Genomic DNA, 17405 nt, shown 5'->3' on the forward strand with positions numbered 1-17405 from the left:
GACTTCGCTTCCGTTACAGATGAGCAACTCGCTGATGCCATTCGTTTGATTAACAACCGTCCTCGTAAATGTCTCGGGTGGAGGTCGGCTCACGAAGCCTTCATGGAAGAGGTGTCGCACTTAGCTTGACAATTCATCAAATAAAAAAAGTTTTGAAAGTTGTTTGAATTTGGCGTAACTTTTTGAGCATGTCCTTCGTCTATCATGTAAGATTAGAATTATGAAAGCTGGTTAAGGAGGGATCGGAAGCGCTAATGGCCATTCCGCAGGAAGAAGATAAGAGCACGGAAGCGCAGCTGGAGCCCACTGAAGAAAAGCGCAATTTACTGACGGTGAATGATGTAGAGCGCACATTTCAAGTTGGCGGTTCTCCGCTGCATGTATTAAAGGGCATTCGAATGGAGCTTAAGGAGAGCCAATTGATTATGCTAAGGGGCAGATCCGGATCAGGCAAGACGACGCTGCTCAATTGTTTAGGCGGTCTCGATACGCCAAGCAAGGGCGAAATCTTGTTTAACGGTTCGCCTTTCCATAGTATGAGTGATAATCAGCGTACATTAGTCAGGCGTAAGCACATGGGCTTTATCTTCCAAGCTTTTGCGCTTATGCCGCTTTTGTCCGCTCGGGAGAACGTAGAGCTTTCCCTTCGCATGGCTGGCATTCCTCGAGCGGAATGGAAAGACAGGGTTGTCCAGTGCTTGGAGCTAGTCGGCCTTGAACGACGGATGAACCATAGACCGTTCGAGCTCTCCGGCGGAGAGCAGCAGCGTGTCGCCATTGCCAAAGCCATTGCCCATAAGCCGATGCTGCTTCTGGCAGATGAACCAACTGCAGAGCTGGACTCAGGCATGTCGGCTCAGATTATGGCGGTATTCCAAGACATTATTCGCACTGAACAAGTTTCTATTTGCATGACTACACATGATCCTACGATTTTGGAGGTTGCCGACCATGTCTATGAAATGGTGGACGGGAAATTTATTTAAGCGTTCATTTGTTGTGGCAATGAGCGTTTCCCTAATATTTGCAAGCGGGTGCTCGCTGCTCCCAGCAGAAGGTGAAGAAGAGGTATTACCAGAAATTGCACCGCCCCAAATTTCGAAAAAGCCAGAATATGAAGTGACGACGGCTACTTTGGAAACGAAGGTGCAGGTTATCGGCAAGCTGATTTCACTGGAAGAAGAGACGTTGTTCTTCACTTTGGACGGCAAGCATTTGAAAGAGCTGAGCGTGAAAGCCGGTCAGCAGATTAAAGCGGGTCAAACCATCGGGCAGCTTGATGTCGATGATCTGGTTAAGACGCTGCGCATGGAACGGCTCGCATTCAAGAAAGAAGAAATTGCGATGAAGGAAACGCTTCGCATGCGTGACGAGATGGATCCGATCGAGTTCGAGGAGAAATCCATTGCTTTTGAAGAACGCAAGCAGAAGCTGGTAGACATGGAAGAGGAGATTGGCAAGGCGACACTGACTGCGCCGTTTAGCGGTACGATTGTTACGCTGAATGTGCAGAAAGGCGATTTGATCAAAGCTTACGCGCCGATTGCAATCGTAGCGGACACAAGTAAAATTACGGCAGCTGCCAAGCTTACCAAAACGGAGATTGAGAAAATAGCTGTTGGACTTGAGGTTGTTGCCAATATCAGCAATGTCGGCACGTTTAAAGGGAAAGTCAAGCTGCTTCCGGTTAAAGCAGACGACCCGAATGCTGGCGGCGGCACAGGCGGAACGCCTGGCGAGACGAAGCCGGAGAGACCAGAGGACTTCATGATCGTTGACCTTAAGGACTTGCCGAAAAACTTAAACCGCGGAACGCCATTATCCATCAACATCATTACGAAGCGCACTGAAAATGCCATCGTCATTCCTCCTTCAACGCTTCGTTCGATCGGTTCCCGTACGTATGTGCAGGTTATTGATGCCGAAGGCAAACGCGAGGTAGACGTTGAGGTAGGTCAGCAAACCTCTACGCAGATTGAGATTCTGCAGGGGTTGAAGCCAGGTCAGAAAGTTGTAGGTCGATAGCCAATGGGAATTCCGCTGTTTCGTTTTTTGTTCCGCAAAATGTGGAACACGCGCTGGCTAACCTTAAGCACGCTAGCAGGACTGACACTGGCGGTTGCTTTTGCAACGAGCATACCCATGTACGCGGATGGCGCACTCAAAAGAGTGGTAGCTGAGTCGCTGCAGCAGAAAAGCACTGGATTGCCGGCGGGCTCCTTACTAATGAGGTATCAATCTCCTGCTGGAGGCAAAACGGACATCACGTCGTTAACGGAGCTTCAACGGTATATCACGGATGGAGTACCTAAGGAGATTGGCTTTCCTTTCAACACGTATGTCAATAGCTATTCCATTCGCGGCTCGGAGGTTGTGCCAGAGGATCCGACTAAAGTGGATGCAGGCCGCAATCGACAGCTCACGATGATGACGATGTCAGGACTTGATAAAAACACGGAGCTTACTCAAGGCAGATGGTTCGTTAATGCCGAGGGCGACGGCGAGCTGATCGAAGCCGTTATGTTCGAGGAAGCGATGTATCGCAATGATATACATATCGGCGATGTGTTTGAATACCCGATATATGGCGGGCTTGATCTTACTTTAAGGGTCAAAATCGTCGGAGCAGTCAAGCCGCTTTCGGATACGAGCTCTTACTGGTATCAAGGCATGGAAAGCTTGCTAAGCTCGCTTCAGATTAGTGAGGCTGCATTCGATAAAATGCTGCTCGCTAAGAAGGGCATACCGCTTCATAATGCGAGCTGGTATTATGCCTTTGATTTATCGGAGATTCAGACGAGTCAACTAACGCCGCTTGGGAAGACGCTTGAGCGATTGAATATCGAATTGTATCAGCGTCTAAAGGATACTAGGGTCGAAATATCCTTTGCATCCACCCTTTCTGAGTTCAAAAAGCAAAGCTTGCAGCTGCAGACGCTTCTCTTTACGCTTGCTGCACCTATGCTGGCAATGGTCTTTTTCTTTATTGCAATGAATGCGCGTCAGTCGCTTGATAAGCAGCGCAGCGACATCGCGGTGCTTCGAAGCCGCGGCGCAGGTACACGGCAAATCATATGGATTTATTTGCTCGAAGGGCTGCTGCTCGGGGGCATTGCACTGGCGAGCGGACCCTTTATCGGCTGGTTTATGGCGAAGAGCATCGGATCGGCCAATGGCTTCTTATCCTTTGTCAATAGGAAGTCGATCCCCGTGGGGTTCTCTACGGAAGCAATCATAGCAGGTGGGGCAGCCGTGCTGCTTGCGCTTCTGGCTACGATTATCCCTGCTGTTATCTATGCAAGATCGTCCATCGTCAGCTATAAGCAGGATCTGGCTCGTTCAGACCGCAAGCCAAGCTGGCAGCGCTGGTTTTTGGATGTATTGCTAATTGGAGCAGCGGGCTACGGCTGGTATATGTTTAACGAGCGCCAAATGCTCACATTCCAGACGGGCATGACAACGGATCAATTAAATGTACAGCCGTTTCTATTTTTCGTACCGGCGCTGTCTATTTTTGCGCTTGGATTATTTTTCCTGCGTCTTTTCCCGTGGCTGCTCAAGTGCTTTACTTGGCTTGGACGCAAATTTTTACCTGTACCGCTGTATTTAACGCTTATGCAGCTGTCAAGGTCATCCAAAGGTTATTATCCATTGATGATACTGCTAGTTCTTACACTGGGACTTGGGGTCTACAACGCATCGGCGGCACGAACGATCGATTTGAACTCAACGGAGCGCACGCTGTATAAGTACGGCGCGGACGTAACGATTCAAACCGTTTGGGAAGGCTCGGCTGAGCTAACAACGACACCTGGCAATGGCGGTTCTGGCGGAAGCGGGGGCGGCTCGGGCAATGGAGGCGGTTCTGGCGGCGGAAGCGGCGGCGGTTCTGGAGGAGGCTCTGGTGGAGGCTCCGGCGGTGGCGGTCAAAGCGTACCGACCAAGATTATGTATACGGAGCCGCCATTTGAACTGTTCCGGTCTCTAGAAGGCGTAGAAGCAGCAGCTCGCGTCCTTCAAGCGAAAGGGAGCGTCGTCATATCTGGCAAGTCAATCGGTCAAGGTACCGTTATGGGAATCGATAACGTCGATTTCTCCAAGGTGGGCTGGTTCCGCAATGACTTGTATCCGGTGCATCCATTTCATTACTTGAATAACTTAGGCTTGTATGAGCAAGCAGCATTAATTCCTTCCAAGGTAGCCGAGAAATATCAGCTGAAGCTTGGCGATCCGGTTTCGGTTGGCTTTGCGGAAGGAAAGGTGGATTTTGTCGTAGTCGGCATTTTGCCATATTGGCCTAGCCAATATCCGGATAAATCGCCATTTATTATTACGAATTTGGATTATATTTATGACCAGCTTCCGCTTATACCATACGAAGTATGGCTCAAGATGAAGCCGGACGCCAAAGTAGCACCGATCGTTACCGAGCTCCAGAAGGCGGGAATCGAGCTTGCCTCAGTTAAAGATGTTAGAAGCGAGCTGATCGCGCAATCGAAGCTTCCTACGCGCGGAGGCGTGTTCGGGATATTAAGCCTAGGCTTTCTAGTATCAGTCGTAATCACGCTAGCTGGATATGTCCTATTCTGGTTCTTTAATCTATCGGGCCGCGTCGTTCAATTCGGCGTCCTGCGCGCGATGGGTTTATCCCGTAAGCAGCTTACCGGGATGCTTCTACTGGAGCAGCTGTTTACTGCAGGGCTAGCAATCGGACTCGGCGTGCTTATCGGGAAAACGGTCAGTCTGCTCTTCCTGCCATTTCTTCAGACCGCAGAGAATGTTGCAGAAACAGTTCCTCCGTTCCGGGTTATTTTCGATTCGAATGATACGAACCAATTGTTCATCGTAGTCGGAGTGATGATGTTTATTGGCGCGATGCTGCTCTTCCTTCATATTAGAAGGCTTAAAGTGCATCAAGCGGTCAAGATGGGAGAGGAACGATGACAACAGCGATGATCGATTGCGAAGGCTTGGTGAAGATTTACAAAACCGACGATCTGGAAGTCGTCGCTCTTCAAGGCCTCAACTTGAAAGTAAACGAAGGCGAGCTTATGGCAATCATCGGCAACAGCGGCAGCGGGAAATCAACGCTGCTGAATACGTTGGGCGGTCTTGACCGCCCCTCTGCTGGTCAGGTGCATGTAGGCCCATGGGATCTCCTTAAGATTACCGAAGAGGATCTTGTCAAGTACAAGCGAGAGACAGTAGGCTTTATATGGCAAAATAACGCCCGCAACCTGCTGCCTTATCTTTCGGCGCTTGAGAATGTAGAGATGCCGATGATGCTGTCGGGCAAGGTTGACCGTGCCTACGCGAAGCAGCTGCTCGAATGGGTGGGACTCAAGGAGCGTATGCACAACAAGCTCCATCAGCTTTCCGGAGGAGAGCAGCAACGAGTTGCCATTGCGATCTCGCTTTCGAACCGACCCAAGCTGTTGTTAGCCGATGAGCCAACAGGCTCCGTAGATACGGCTACTTCCGATTTGATTATGGATATTTTCCGCAGACTTAATCGCGAGATTGGCATCACCATTGTCATTGTTACCCATGATCTAACGCTTGCGGGTAAAGTCGATCGCGTGGTAGCGATCCGCGATGGTTTAACGAGCACAGAGTTTATCAAACGGAATCCGAACATCAATCCTGATGGGAGTGAGGTAGAGCTGCCTGCCGTTGCAACTGGGCTGCAAGCAGTCCATGAAGCGTATGTCGTGGTAGACCGCGTTGGTCGGTTACAGGTTCCGAAGGAATATTTAACAGCTTTAAATATTAAGGACAAAGCGACAATGGAATTTGACGGCGAGCGGATTGTCATTACTCCGCCGAAATCACTAGGGGGTTAATTGGAATGAACAAGAAACGTTTTAATGGAATGGGTATTCGAAAAATAACTTTAGTTAGCTTAACGCTTGCTTTGCTAATCGGTTTGCTAGCAGCATGCAGCAGCGGCTCAGAGGAATCAACCGAGAAGCGCGTGCTTCGAATTGGCGTCTTGTACGGCGGTTCGGACAACGAGCCTTATTTCCGCCAGCAGTACACCGATATGTTCGAAATGTCTCATCCAAACATTGAATTCGAGATCGTAGGCGCAATTAATTACGATGATCAACGTTTTGAGCAGTCAGATCCTGCGAAGCCGACGACACAGCCTGATCCGTACGAGAAAATGAAGGAGATGCTGAACGGCTCGAACCCGGTGGATGTTGTTGTGCTTGATTACAACATGCTTCGCCGTATGACGCAGGACAACTTGCTTCAACCACTTGATCCGTTAGTCGCACAGGATAAGTTCGACCTTACCGACTATGTTCCGACTGTAATCGAAGGAATCAAATCCGCAGGCGACGGAAATTTGTATGCATTGACGCCTACATTCAGCTCATCCGCTTTGTATTACAACAAGAAGCTGTTTGCAGATGCGGGTGTAACGCCTCCGACTGACAAAATGCAGTGGGCAGACGTGCTTAACCTTGCGCGCCAAGTGGCTAAAGGTGAAGGCGAAGACCGCAACTTCGGTTTCTCATTCAACCGCTGGCCGTCTGACGGCTTTAACGACACGCAAATATACAGCCAAGCGCTGCAATTAAAGATGTGGGATGACAAAGGCGAGAAAATGCTCGTGAACAGCGAGCAATGGGAAAGCGTATGGAATACCGTCTCTTCCCTTTATCAAGAAGAAATTATTCCTACTCAAGAATTTATTAACAAATTAAATGAAAAAGCAGTCGCTGACGGTGGAAACGGAAATGATCCGTTCTATGGCGATTTGTTTATCAAAGGCAGAGTAGCTATGACGATCGGTGAATACGGCTATATCAATGAACTGAAGAAAGCATCAGACAATGCTGCCAAAATTAAAGATTACGTACCAGTAGATTGGGATGTCGTTACCGTACCGGTTCACCCGAATGATCCTGAGGTAGGCGGCAGCATTATGCTGAGCCAATTGATGGGCATTAACAACAAAGCACAAAATGATAAAGATGCTTGGGAGTTCATTAAATTTTCCAACAGCAAGGAATGGGCGAAGCTGAAGTCGAGAAGCCTTTATGAAATGGTTGCACGCAAAGAGTTTTTGACGCCAATTGGCGGCTTGCAATACAACATGGACGCTTTTACATCACTTAAGCCGCTTCCACCAACAAGCACGGATTCCGAGAAAATTTTCCGTGAAAAACCAGGTATATGGGAAGCTCAATCACCAGGCTACGAGCTGTTCCAAGAGGTAATTAAAAAGACCAAAACGGCCAAAGAAGCACTTGCCGAATGGGAAACTCGCGGCAACGCAGTACTTGAGAAGCTGAAAACGAATCCTAACGGAGGAATGGACGGCGGCGGCGGTATCGGTGTTATGCCAGTGCCTAGATAATGAAAGATCGTAGATAACGGACCATTTAAAAAGCCCAAGAGCGGTTTCTAACCGCTTTCGGGCTTATTTTACGTCCTAAGTTATCCTCGAAGAAGAAATGATTGATACGCGGTCCAGGAGCCGTTATCGGTCTGATAGAGAAGGTGGATGCGGTCTATCGTCGTTGATAGATCAATCTCCTGCATGCGGAGGTTGCCGTACAAATCATGGAGCTCATCAGCAGACAGCTCTTGTCCGATCGTAAGATGCGGCGTGAATACGTAAGTAGGAGTCTCAACAGCGAGAGGTCCGCTGCATAGCTGCTCGTGAAGCTGTTGCATGGAGACCGTGTCTTGCAGGGCTAGGTATAGCACATGATTGACAGGATAGAAGGTTGATACCCTGTTCAGGTGAATTGAGAATGACGGCAGCATGGAGGTGATTTGTTCCAGATGGGCAACAGCCAGCTGCAGCTGTTCATTTGTCCATTCTTCAGCTTCTCTCACCGTTAGATGCGCAGGAATTGCCGAATAGTGCGGGTCATGCCTTCTTCGCAGGCTGTTTGCGTAATCCTGAACATGCTTTTCCGGAAACACAACGATACCGTATAACATGGATCTCAGCTCCTTCGCAATGATCTTACTTTGAGTATACCCGATTTGCATATAAATTAAGAAACCGAATAGGAGACTCCTCGTTCTATGAAGCCATCTGACATGCCGGTGATTGTGATGAGGAATATTGCATTGATTTATTGTATTATTCCAATTTTGGGGTATTCTAATGGCTACAACCTTTATTGAAGCGGCTAGCATACCGCTAGACATCTTAATCACAGTGGAGGGATTCGCATGAGGTGGGTGTACTGGGTTCGCCTATACGAGACAAAATTTCAGGCGGGGTGCTTGGTAAGAAGAATGGAAAACGACTGGTGGGTTTATGGCTATGAAAGCCCGCGTGAAGTCGAAGTTTTTCGCTCGCGGAAAGGTCGATTTGGCGTTAGATTTATACCGTAAAAAAGGCTCGAAAATAAATTAGAATATTTTGCTTGACTTAAAACATACAACTATAGTATATTATTTTATGTCGCCATTTCAAGAAGCTTTGCTCAAATGGATATACGTCGCGGGGTGGAGCAGCCCGGTAGCTCGTCGGGCTCATAACCCGAAGGCCGCAGGTTCAAATCCTGCCCCCGCAACCAACCTTTCGATGAATACGTTGAAATATACGTTTTTCGAGGGCCCTTAGCTCAGTTGGTTAGAGCGGTCGGCTCATAACCGATTGGTCGGGGGTTCGAGTCCCTCAGGGCCCACCATAGCAAACCTTCACAACATGCCGGGGTGGCGGAACTGGCAGACGCACAGGACTTAAAATCCTGCGGTGGGTGACCACCGTACGGGTTCGATTCCCGTCCTCGGCATACCTAGAAAACATTGATGATTCAATGGTTTTCACGAAGTACATAAGCTCTATAATGATGTAAGTCCTGTGTGTTTAAATGTATTACACAGGATTCACGTAAAGCTGAAAAACCTCTTTTGTAGTATCTGACTCGTTCAGGTACAACAAAGGAGGTTTTTTCATTGGACATAGGATTGAACAGCATAAAACCATACTTTTTTGAGCACGATAAACGTTGGTCGTTTTGACAAAATGAGTGCAAGGGAGGCTTTCGAGATGGTAAACAGAAATTTACAGCAAATCGCTGCCGATCTGCAAGAAAATCAAAAGCTGGAGCAAGCGCAGCAGGAAGTGCTGACGGCTCATCGACAGCTGCAGGAAGAAAATGAGGAGCTGCTCGAGGCAGAGTTGATGCTGCAAGCAGAGACGCAGCATGTGCTGCAAGCACAGCAGCTTGTTAAGAAGGAGCATCAGGACGTTCAGAAAGCACAAGAAAAGCTGCAACAAGCACAAGCTGCAGCGATGTCTTTGCAAAACAATCCGATTCAATAAGCAAATCGTACAAATCTCATCCGAAAGAGCCTGCGAATTCCATCGTGGGCTCTTTCTTCATGTCTGAATTTGCTCGGGCAGCCAGCCTTGCCGCATTATGGGCTAGCCTATGAAGCGCATTGTTCTTTTTATGTTTGCCTATATAACTAATTTTCACGTCTACATTTGGGAAGGAGGCTTGCAGCTGCTCAATTGCAGACCATATTTGATCCCGAGCCTGTCTGTATAACGAATTGGGGAAATAGCTGCTTGCAAGCAGCTGCTGGATTCGGCTGCAGTCGGTGTATATGACGGCGAGCTTCGGCTTATGCTTGGCCAATGCTAGAGCAAGCATATCGAGACTGTGCACGATTGCTAGCAGCTCTCCATAAATGGAGCCTTCATCTTGTTTGATAGGAAGCTGTGTAGAGGTGATCTCTAATTGCCTATTATGGATGATACAGCAGGCTGCACCGTGATTATTGCTAGCTGTGAATCCGGAGTAATCGCAGTAAAGGTAGATGATACCCTTGCTTAGAAATCGTTGCCTTGTACTAGGATAATCATAGGCTTTCTCTATTAACTTCTTCCATGCAGTGTTCATTTGCTATGAGCCTCCTACGAAAAATTTAATGGTTAATAGTCTCATCATAGATTTTAAACCATTGTAAGACATTCTATTCAAGCAAAGTAAGAGATGTTGTCTTAGAACGTCATTCATGCCCCTATACGATTCTTAACGCGCACACGTCTGGTCATGATCCTGCATTCTTGATCATATATCTAGATCCATGGGCGCTTCTTATACAATGAAGCAGGAGGGGGTGCGAGCATGAACGCTGGCTTCTGGGTTCGATTAGGTGCTTCGTTGTTAGATGGTTTGATAGTTGGTGTGCCGCTATTTATTATTTCATTGCTTATTACAGGAGGCCTTGAGGGTAGAGAGTATTTCACGGATATTTTATCATTCCTGTACACGCTGCTGCTTCCGGTCTTCTGGAATGGCTACACAATTGGCAAACGGATATGCGGCATCCGCATTCGCAAGCTGGACGGTTCAAGCCCAGGGATCGGTACGATGCTGCTTCGGAATGTCGTTAGCGGGCTTGTTTATTCATTAACGCTCGGAATAGCAGTCATTATCAGTGCATTTATGGTAGGGCTGCGCGAGGATAAGCGGGCAATTCATGATTTTATTGCAGGGACGGAAGTCGTTTCTGCAGATTAAGGCAATGAAAGAGCTTGCTGCAAGCAGTTGCGGTGAGCTTTTTTGTTTGCGATCATTTCTACTTTTGCTTTCTTGAATTTAAATGAAGTAAACTAGAGTAGACGGAACGTCGCCAAAGCAATGGAAGGCGGGGAATGATATGATCGATCGCAAAAACGGAGAAGCTTCGCTTAAACAAAGCTCGCGTCGTTTATATGCAGAGATTTTCTCCATAAAGGATACGCTTTACAATGACCTGCTTGAGCGTTTTCCAGAGGATGCTTCGCTCAAGGAGCATGCGGAGCAGTGGAAGGTCTGCATCATGACTGCAGCGGTCTCGACCGCGCTATTCAGCACAGCCTTGGCAGGGAGCAAGGAATTTCCTTACGTTTATTCGTATCTTCATTTAAAGCTTCAAGCACTCTATCCTGCAAGCGAAGCCGTATTTGAGGACTGTATGGCTGCAATCGCTAAGCTGCTGAATGGTACGGAATATCACTCAGGCGCTTTTGCTGAAGGACTAGCCTTGTGGCTGTATTTTACGATCCAAGGGAAAGAGTCATTTCAAGAAGAAGAAACACTGCCGTTCCTGCTTGCCGGTCAATATATGAATCAATATTTCTACAATTGGTTCGACACGCAGCAGAGCTAAAGATGAAACGTTTTTGAAACCGAATAGCCAGAGCAAGTCATCGATAACAGGTGCCTAGCTCTGGCTATTCGTTTGTTTAAATAGGAAGTCTAAATGATTGCTTTGCTAGAATGAATCTTTTAGAATGAATAGAGAAAGCGCTTACCCTATTATAATAACGATAATGGAATCATTATTTTATAGAACCTTGACCGATTGCCTGTAAGCCAATATGAGGAGCGATTGTTATGAAAAAAAGCTGGTACCGCCGAATGCTGCTTTCGTATTTCCCTATTTTTTTATTCACGATAACGATGCTGACCTTTTTATCGTTCTTGATGGTTAATGAGCTCTCGAATAATGAAACGGTCAAAGCTGACCGCATATCTACAGGCTATATTATGGATACTTTATCAAGATCCCTGAGAGGAATTGAAACGGACGTATTGGAGGAAATCGAAAAAAATGATTATTACCGTGATTTCATAAATGTTGATCGGGCGTCGGATAATCATGAGGTCACCTTTGGCGTTGTAGACAGTATGAGAGGCTTAGTTGCCAATGACAGCTTAATCGATTCCATGTATGTGTACCGAATTGAGGATAAACAGGTATTAACACGAATAGGGCTTGTATCATGGGATGATTTTGCAGACAAGGCATTTCTAGAGCAAGCTCTTGAACAGTCTGCATACCAAGGCTGGTCTGCCATACGTCCTTACCATGAGCTGAGCCTGGAAACCGACAAAAAAGTCATCTCCATGTACAAACGGGAGCCGCTGCCCTTTGGAACAGAAGGGCTTGTTGTCATTAACGTAAATTTCTATGCCGTCGAACGACTGATTCAATCAATGAAAAATGACTCCGTTACGTTTTTACATATCCGAGACAAGGATGGTCAATTACTATTCTCAACGATGCCTCCAGGCGAAGAAGGCGGCAAAGTTCTTAACCGTGTTGATATGGGAGTTCTAGGATGGACGTTCGAAAGCGGCATAAAGGCGGGACAGCTCTTTTTGTGGGTTTCGGTCATTTCTTACGTATGGGTCGTTATCGGTGTTCTGACGGTTCTGTTTGCCATTATCTATATTTTGTATATAACACGAAAAAACTATAAACCTATCCGTTTAATGATGAATCGGATTGAATCCATCCAGCTTCGAAGCGAGGGGATGGGCGCGGGGAAGATGGACGAGCTGTCGCTGATCGACCATACGCTCGAGAATTTGATTCAGCAAGCGTCCGATTTCGAAAAACAGCAGCAGGATCATATTTTGGCGGGGAGAAGGCAGCTCTTTTTTGACCTTATTCGGGGAGAAGGAGCAGCCAGCGCTGAAGAGAGAATTCTGAAGCTGAAGCTGCTGTCAGCAGGTACAAAGCTAGGGCAATTTTCATTTATCGTCGTTGAAATTGGTCAGTATGGGATTTTCAGCAGCGGTTTTTCTGTCATGGATCAGCATACACTTAAATTTGCTTTGTCTAATGTGCTGCAGGAGTTGGCTCAGGATGAGGGGATGTTTGCTTGGGCAGAATGGATCGGCGAGAGCCGGATGGGCATCATAGTCGGAGCAGACCATGAAAAGCTGGAATTAAAAGAGCGAATTCGTCGATTTGCAGAAAAAGGCGGCGTTTGGGTATCGGATAATCTAAGGATGGCATTAACCTTTGGGATAGGCCCGATTGTCGAGGATTGGGCACCGATCCATGTTTCTTACCAATCGGCAGTGGATGCGATGCTTCATAAACTATCGCTTAACAAGGATGCAGTTGTAATGAGTGATGATCTGCCGGGACAAGCTGGTAACATGTCGTATAAATATTTGCAGATGGCAGCTGATTTGGTACGGGAATTTAGATTGTCGACAGGCAACTGGCGCGAGCATTTGGAGAAGCTGTTCAAGTCATTGGAAGCGGATTGTTTGAAGGACGAAGACGTGAGGATGCTGCTTCAGACCTTGATGGATATGTTGGGTACGGAGCTAAGCAGTGTTGCAGAGGTTTTACATGAGCATTTTACAGCTGAAAACGCGGAGAGATGGAAACAGTCCGTTGATCATACTATGTCACTCACGGAGCTGAATGGCTTGGTTCTGGATCATCTAACAGAGCTGTACCATCATTATGTTGCTTTCTGCGAAACGAAAAACCATCATGCCATGATTACCGAAATGAAAACGTATATCGAACAAAATTTTGCGAATCCAGATCTCTCCTTGAAGCATCTGAGCGATCGTTTTCATATCTCGGGCAAATACGCAAGCTATCTCTTTAAAGAAGAATTCAATATGAAGTTTGTGGACTTCATCGTACAGCTCCGTATGGAACACGCGGAGGTGCTGCTCGCAGAAACGGAGGATTCTGTGCAGAGCATTGCTCTGCAAGTTGGATATGCCAACTCGATTACGTTCGGACGCGTATTTAAGAAAGTAAGCGGTGTAACGCCGGGGGACTTTAGAAGGTTGAAGTTAAAGCCCGGAAAACCCAGTAACCACGCGGGTTTATGAAAAATGTTTAGAATGCGAGCAAAGTTTAACAATCCATAATATGGGAATTTATGCTGAGGTTTATGATTAAGAAACTAGTTTATTGCAGACTATTCGAATGGCATGGCATACTTTGGTCATTCCGATACGGACTGCAATGAAGGGAATGAAAGCGCTGCCTAACGATCCCTGCAGCCCGGTTTGAATACTACTCGATATGATGAAGGGGTTGGAACGATGACTGGAAACACAAACACAACAAAAAAACGGTTCATTGCTTCGAAAACATCAATGCTTGCTTTATTAGTAGTTAGTACGATGGCATTCACGGCATGCTCATCTAAATCAGAACCGGCAGCAAACGGCAGTGATAATGGTAAAGCTGCAGAAGGCAAAAAGGTTACACTTAAAGTAGAAATTTTTGATCGGGGTAACGCTCCAGCAGGTTCTACGATTACAGACAACTACTTATCGAAATTGGTTCAAGAGAAATTCGGAGATGCCAACAATGTGAAAGTCGAATACGTACCTGTACCGCGTTCCGAGGAAGTAGCGAAGCTGAATGTACTGATGGCTAGCGGAAGTGATGTTCCGGATATTGTATTTACTTATGATCCGAATACATTCAACCGTTATGCCAAACAGGGTGGACTTACCGACTTAGGTCCGTTGCTTGAAGAGCACGGACAAACATTGAAAACATTTTTAGGTGATGAAGTACTCGAGTATGGCAAATTTGAAGGGACACAATATGCGATTCCGGCTAAACGTTCCAATACAGGCAAATATGCTTCCTTTATACGTGAGGATTGGCTGACCAAGCTAAACATGCCAGTTCCACAAACAACAGCCGAGCTTTATGAAACGTTGAAAGCATTTAAAGAAAAAGACCCTGGACAAACGGGCGGACAAGTTATTCCGCTTGGTATGACGATCGCATCTGCACAGTATGAGCCTTTGCTCTGGTCATTCATTCAGACGATGACAGAAGAGCAGCAATATACGCTTACCCAGCAGCTTGGATCGAATGATTATCCAATCCTGCTGCCAGGCTTCAAGGACGGACTTCAATTTATGAATAAGCTGTACAACGAAGGCCTGATCAGTAAAGATTTTGGACTAGATAAAGACAAAAAGAAAATGAGCGAAGATATTCAAACGGGTAAAGTAGGTTTCTTCAGCGAAGATGACATTAACATCTACTATAAAGACGGAACCTATGATTTGCTGCAAAAAACGGTAGAAGGTGCTGTGCTTTCAGCGGTTGATGTGTACACGAATGACCAAGGCAAGCATGCTAAACCGCAATACGCACCAAACGGTCTTTACATTATGGTTCCGAAGTCTAGCAAAAATGCGGTAGAAGCAGTTAAATATTTGAATTGGATGGCTTCAGATGACAATTTGTTCAATCTCCAAAATGGTGTATTGGATGAAAACTATTCGTTAGTGGACGGTATTCCCGTGGCGAATGAGAACCCGACGGAAGAGGCCAAAAACCGCTTATTCAATTCAGGTGATTTGGCGATCATTTCCAATGGTAAACAGCTCGGCAGCCTAGAGAAAAATCTCCAAGCAAGAGCCCTTTCCATGCCTAAGCAATTCCAAGAGCAGCTTGCGATTGCACAAGAGATTGCATACGCGGATACGATCCCGCTCGTGATGCTGGACAGACCAATTGAAGCACAAACCAAATATGCTACAACATTGCTCGATAAGTTCAATGAGATTATTGTAAAAACGACTATGGCGAAACCGGATCAGTTCGAAAGCACCTACACTACGATGCTTAAAGATTACATGGCAAACGGCGGTCAAGCGATTTTGGACGAGAGAATTGCAGCTTACAATGAAATGAAATCGAAATAAAGCGAACAAGTTGGAACATGTGCAGGAATCGGCTCTGGTTGAATTCCTGCACAGGCTCCTATTCAAAATTGGAGGCGACCGCTGTGAGCATGGGTGTTTATTTTCGCAGATATTGGCAGCTGTATGCGCTGCTTGTATTGCCGCTGTCATATTTTATTATTTTCAAATACGGACCAATATACGGCATACAAATTGCATTTAAGGATTTCAATTTATTTCAAGGCATCAATGGCAGTGAATGGATTGGTTTCGAGGCGTTTAAAGAAGTATTCGGCATGCGTGATTTCTATTTAACGCTGCGTAATACGCTAATGTTGAATTTCCTTGATTTGATCGTATCATTTCCGGCTCCGCTTATATTGGCAATCATGCTGTATGAATTGAAAACGGCTTGGTTCAAAAAGCTGTCTCAGACAATTCTTTATATTCCGCATTTTATTTCTTGGGTCATTATTGGCGGGATCGTCTATCAAGTATTCGGTACACAATCCGGCATGATCAATAATGTATTGTCTTCTTTCGGTGTAGAGGCGATTCCGTTTCTAACAGACAAAAATGATTGGCTCATCACCTATTTGCTTGTTGGCGTGTGGCAAAGCGCCGGCTGGGGAACGATTATTTATTTGGCCGCGCTCACAGGCATTAATAAGGAGCTATTCGAAGCGGCAGGAATTGATGGAGCGGGAAGGCTGAAACGAATTTGGCATATTACGCTTCCAGGTCTCAAGCCTACTATTATTGTCTTGCTCATTATCAACCTCGGCCATATGATTTCGATCGGCTTTGAACGTCCATATGTCATCGGGAACTTAGCGGTTCGGGAGTATTCGGATGTGTTAAGTACGTTTGTCTATCGGATTGGCATTCAGTCCGGGCAGTATACGCTGGCAACGGTAATTGGCTTATTCCAAGCTGTTGTAGGCCTCGTTTTCGTACTCGGCTCCAATTATGTTTCCAAGAAACTGACGGATGAGAGCATCCTGTAATTTTTTCGCAATATGCCATTAATTCTAGCATGCGACTATTTGAAAGGAGCGGACGTTATGAGAGAACAAACCGCTAACCGTGTATTTGATACGATTAATTTTGTAGTGTTATTGTTGTGCACACTGCTTTGTCTGGCTCCATTTCTTCATATATTGGCAATCTCGCTAAGCTCGGTTAAACCCATTCAAGCTGGCCTAGTAAGCTTAATTCCAATCGATCTGAATTTTGAAGCCTATGCGAAGGTTTTTACAGATCCTGCGATGATTCGCTCCCTTTTCTTCACGATGCTGCTAACCGTGATTTTCACCGTTATGTGCATGGTTTTGACAATCGCTATGGGATATCCTTTGGCGAAAAAGAAACTGAAGGGCCGTAAACTGTTTATGTTTGTCGTTGTCATTACGATGTTTTTCAGCGGCGGTATCATTCCTGAATACATCTTGATCAAAAATTTGGGATTGCTTGATTCCATATGGGCGCTCGTGCTGCCGGGACTTGTTAATCCTTTTTATCTGATTATTCTGATTTCTTTCTTCAATAATATCCCTGAAAGCTTGGAGGAATCGGCCGAAATCGATGGCAGCAGCCATTTCCGGACTTTGCTGAGCATTATGATCCCATTGTCGCTGCCTGTTATTACGACTCTCAGCTTATTCTATGCCGTTGGTCGTTGGAATGGGTTTACGGATACGCTCATGTATATCAACAGCCCGTCGCTTTATCCGCTTCAGCTCAAGCTGTACCAGCTTATTCAGAACAATATGGTCAGTGAGCTCATGCAGATGGAAGGGTCGCAAATGGCTACGGTCGTGCCTGAGAGCTTGAAAGCCGCAAGTGTTATATTCGCGACGGTGCCGATTCTTATCGTATACCCTTGGCTGCAGCGTTACTTTGTAAGCGGTGTAATGCTAGGCGCGGTTAAGGGATAGTCACCTGCAATCGGAATGA

Annotated in this window: 14 protein-coding genes, 3 tRNA genes and 1 pseudogene; 16 read left to right on the forward strand and 2 right to left on the reverse strand. The window is 46.3% G+C overall.

The features are described 5' to 3' along the window. From AB4Z29_RS02660 to AB4Z29_RS02685, 6 genes and pseudogenes are all read left to right on the forward strand, one after another. Positions 1-129, forward strand: a pseudogene (locus tag AB4Z29_RS02660) (IS30 family transposase); the annotation flags it as partial. A 125-nt stretch (positions 130-254) separates the two neighbouring features. Further along, the gene (locus AB4Z29_RS02665) at positions 255-986 is read left to right on the forward strand and encodes an ABC transporter ATP-binding protein (RefSeq protein WP_441941594.1); all 732 of its coding nucleotides are present in this window, start codon (positions 255-257) and stop codon (positions 984-986) included. Then, complete coding sequence (locus AB4Z29_RS02670) at positions 952-2025, forward strand: efflux RND transporter periplasmic adaptor subunit (protein ID WP_441941595.1); 1074 nt, start codon at positions 952-954, stop codon at positions 2023-2025. The genes AB4Z29_RS02665 and AB4Z29_RS02670 overlap by 35 nt, the downstream gene beginning before the upstream one ends. 3 nt (positions 2026-2028) lie before the next feature. Continuing rightward, positions 2029-4944, forward strand: coding sequence for an ABC transporter permease (locus tag AB4Z29_RS02675; RefSeq protein WP_441941596.1), 2916 nt, complete (start codon positions 2029-2031; stop codon positions 4942-4944). Positions 4945-4952: 8 nt separating this feature from the next. Further along, positions 4953-5843, forward strand: coding sequence for an ABC transporter ATP-binding protein (locus tag AB4Z29_RS02680; RefSeq protein WP_441941999.1), 891 nt, complete (start codon positions 4953-4955; stop codon positions 5841-5843). 5 nt (positions 5844-5848) lie between these two features. Beyond that, positions 5849-7369: an ABC transporter substrate-binding protein gene (locus AB4Z29_RS02685; protein WP_441941597.1), complete on the forward strand. Its 1521-nt coding sequence runs from the start codon at positions 5849-5851 to the stop codon at positions 7367-7369. Positions 7370-7449: 80 nt separating this feature from the next. Here the strand turns inward: AB4Z29_RS02685 and AB4Z29_RS02690 are convergent, their stop codons facing one another. Continuing rightward, the gene (locus AB4Z29_RS02690) at positions 7450-7962 is read right to left on the reverse strand and encodes a 2'-5' RNA ligase family protein (protein ID WP_441941598.1); all 513 of its coding nucleotides are present in this window, start codon (positions 7960-7962) and stop codon (positions 7450-7452) included. 510 nt (positions 7963-8472) lie between these two features. Here AB4Z29_RS02690 and AB4Z29_RS02695 point away from each other — a divergent pair. The 4 genes from AB4Z29_RS02695 (at position 8473) to AB4Z29_RS02710 (ending at position 9301) form a co-directional block, all read left to right on the forward strand. Next, positions 8473-8549, forward strand: a tRNA-Met gene (locus AB4Z29_RS02695). 37 nt (positions 8550-8586) lie between these two features. Continuing rightward, positions 8587-8663, forward strand: a tRNA-Ile gene (locus tag AB4Z29_RS02700). A 19-nt stretch (positions 8664-8682) separates the two neighbouring features. Further along, positions 8683-8768, forward strand: a tRNA-Leu gene (locus tag AB4Z29_RS02705). 257 nt (positions 8769-9025) lie between these two features. After that, on the forward strand, positions 9026-9301 hold the full coding sequence (locus AB4Z29_RS02710; protein WP_441941599.1) for a hypothetical protein: 276 nt from the start codon (positions 9026-9028) through the stop codon (positions 9299-9301). Positions 9302-9317: 16 nt separating this feature from the next. On the opposite strand, the gene AB4Z29_RS02715 is transcribed toward AB4Z29_RS02710, so the two are convergent. After that, positions 9318-9884: a hypothetical protein gene (locus AB4Z29_RS02715; protein WP_441941600.1), complete on the reverse strand. Its 567-nt coding sequence runs from the start codon at positions 9882-9884 to the stop codon at positions 9318-9320. Positions 9885-10112: 228 nt separating this feature from the next. On the opposite strand from AB4Z29_RS02715, the gene AB4Z29_RS02720 reads away from it, so the two are divergent. The 6 genes from AB4Z29_RS02720 to AB4Z29_RS02745 all read left to right on the forward strand — a co-directional run bounded on the left by AB4Z29_RS02720 (position 10113) and on the right by AB4Z29_RS02745 (position 17386). Then, positions 10113-10508 carry an RDD family protein gene (locus AB4Z29_RS02720; protein ID WP_441941601.1) on the forward strand — a complete coding sequence of 132 codons (396 nt, stop codon included), beginning with the start codon at positions 10113-10115 and terminating at the stop codon, positions 10506-10508. Between the two features lie 139 nt (positions 10509-10647). Then, positions 10648-11139, forward strand: coding sequence for a hypothetical protein (locus AB4Z29_RS02725; protein ID WP_441941602.1), 492 nt, complete (start codon positions 10648-10650; stop codon positions 11137-11139). 227 nt (positions 11140-11366) lie between these two features. Next, positions 11367-13622, forward strand: a complete 2256-nt coding sequence (locus AB4Z29_RS02730; protein ID WP_441941603.1) for a helix-turn-helix domain-containing protein — start codon at positions 11367-11369, stop codon at positions 13620-13622. A 216-nt stretch (positions 13623-13838) separates the two neighbouring features. Further along, positions 13839-15470: an extracellular solute-binding protein gene (locus tag AB4Z29_RS02735; RefSeq protein ID WP_441941604.1), complete on the forward strand. Its 1632-nt coding sequence runs from the start codon at positions 13839-13841 to the stop codon at positions 15468-15470. Between the two features lie 83 nt (positions 15471-15553). Beyond that, on the forward strand, positions 15554-16456 hold the full coding sequence (locus AB4Z29_RS02740) for an ABC transporter permease (RefSeq protein WP_441941605.1): 903 nt from the start codon (positions 15554-15556) through the stop codon (positions 16454-16456). Between the two features lie 57 nt (positions 16457-16513). Further along, positions 16514-17386, forward strand: coding sequence for a carbohydrate ABC transporter permease (locus AB4Z29_RS02745; protein WP_441941606.1), 873 nt, complete (start codon positions 16514-16516; stop codon positions 17384-17386). Positions 17387-17405: the final 19 nt, after the last annotated feature.

The organism is Paenibacillus sp. 2TAB23, assembly GCF_052115165.1.
Taxonomy (GTDB): domain Bacteria; phylum Bacillota; class Bacilli; order Paenibacillales; family Paenibacillaceae; genus Pristimantibacillus.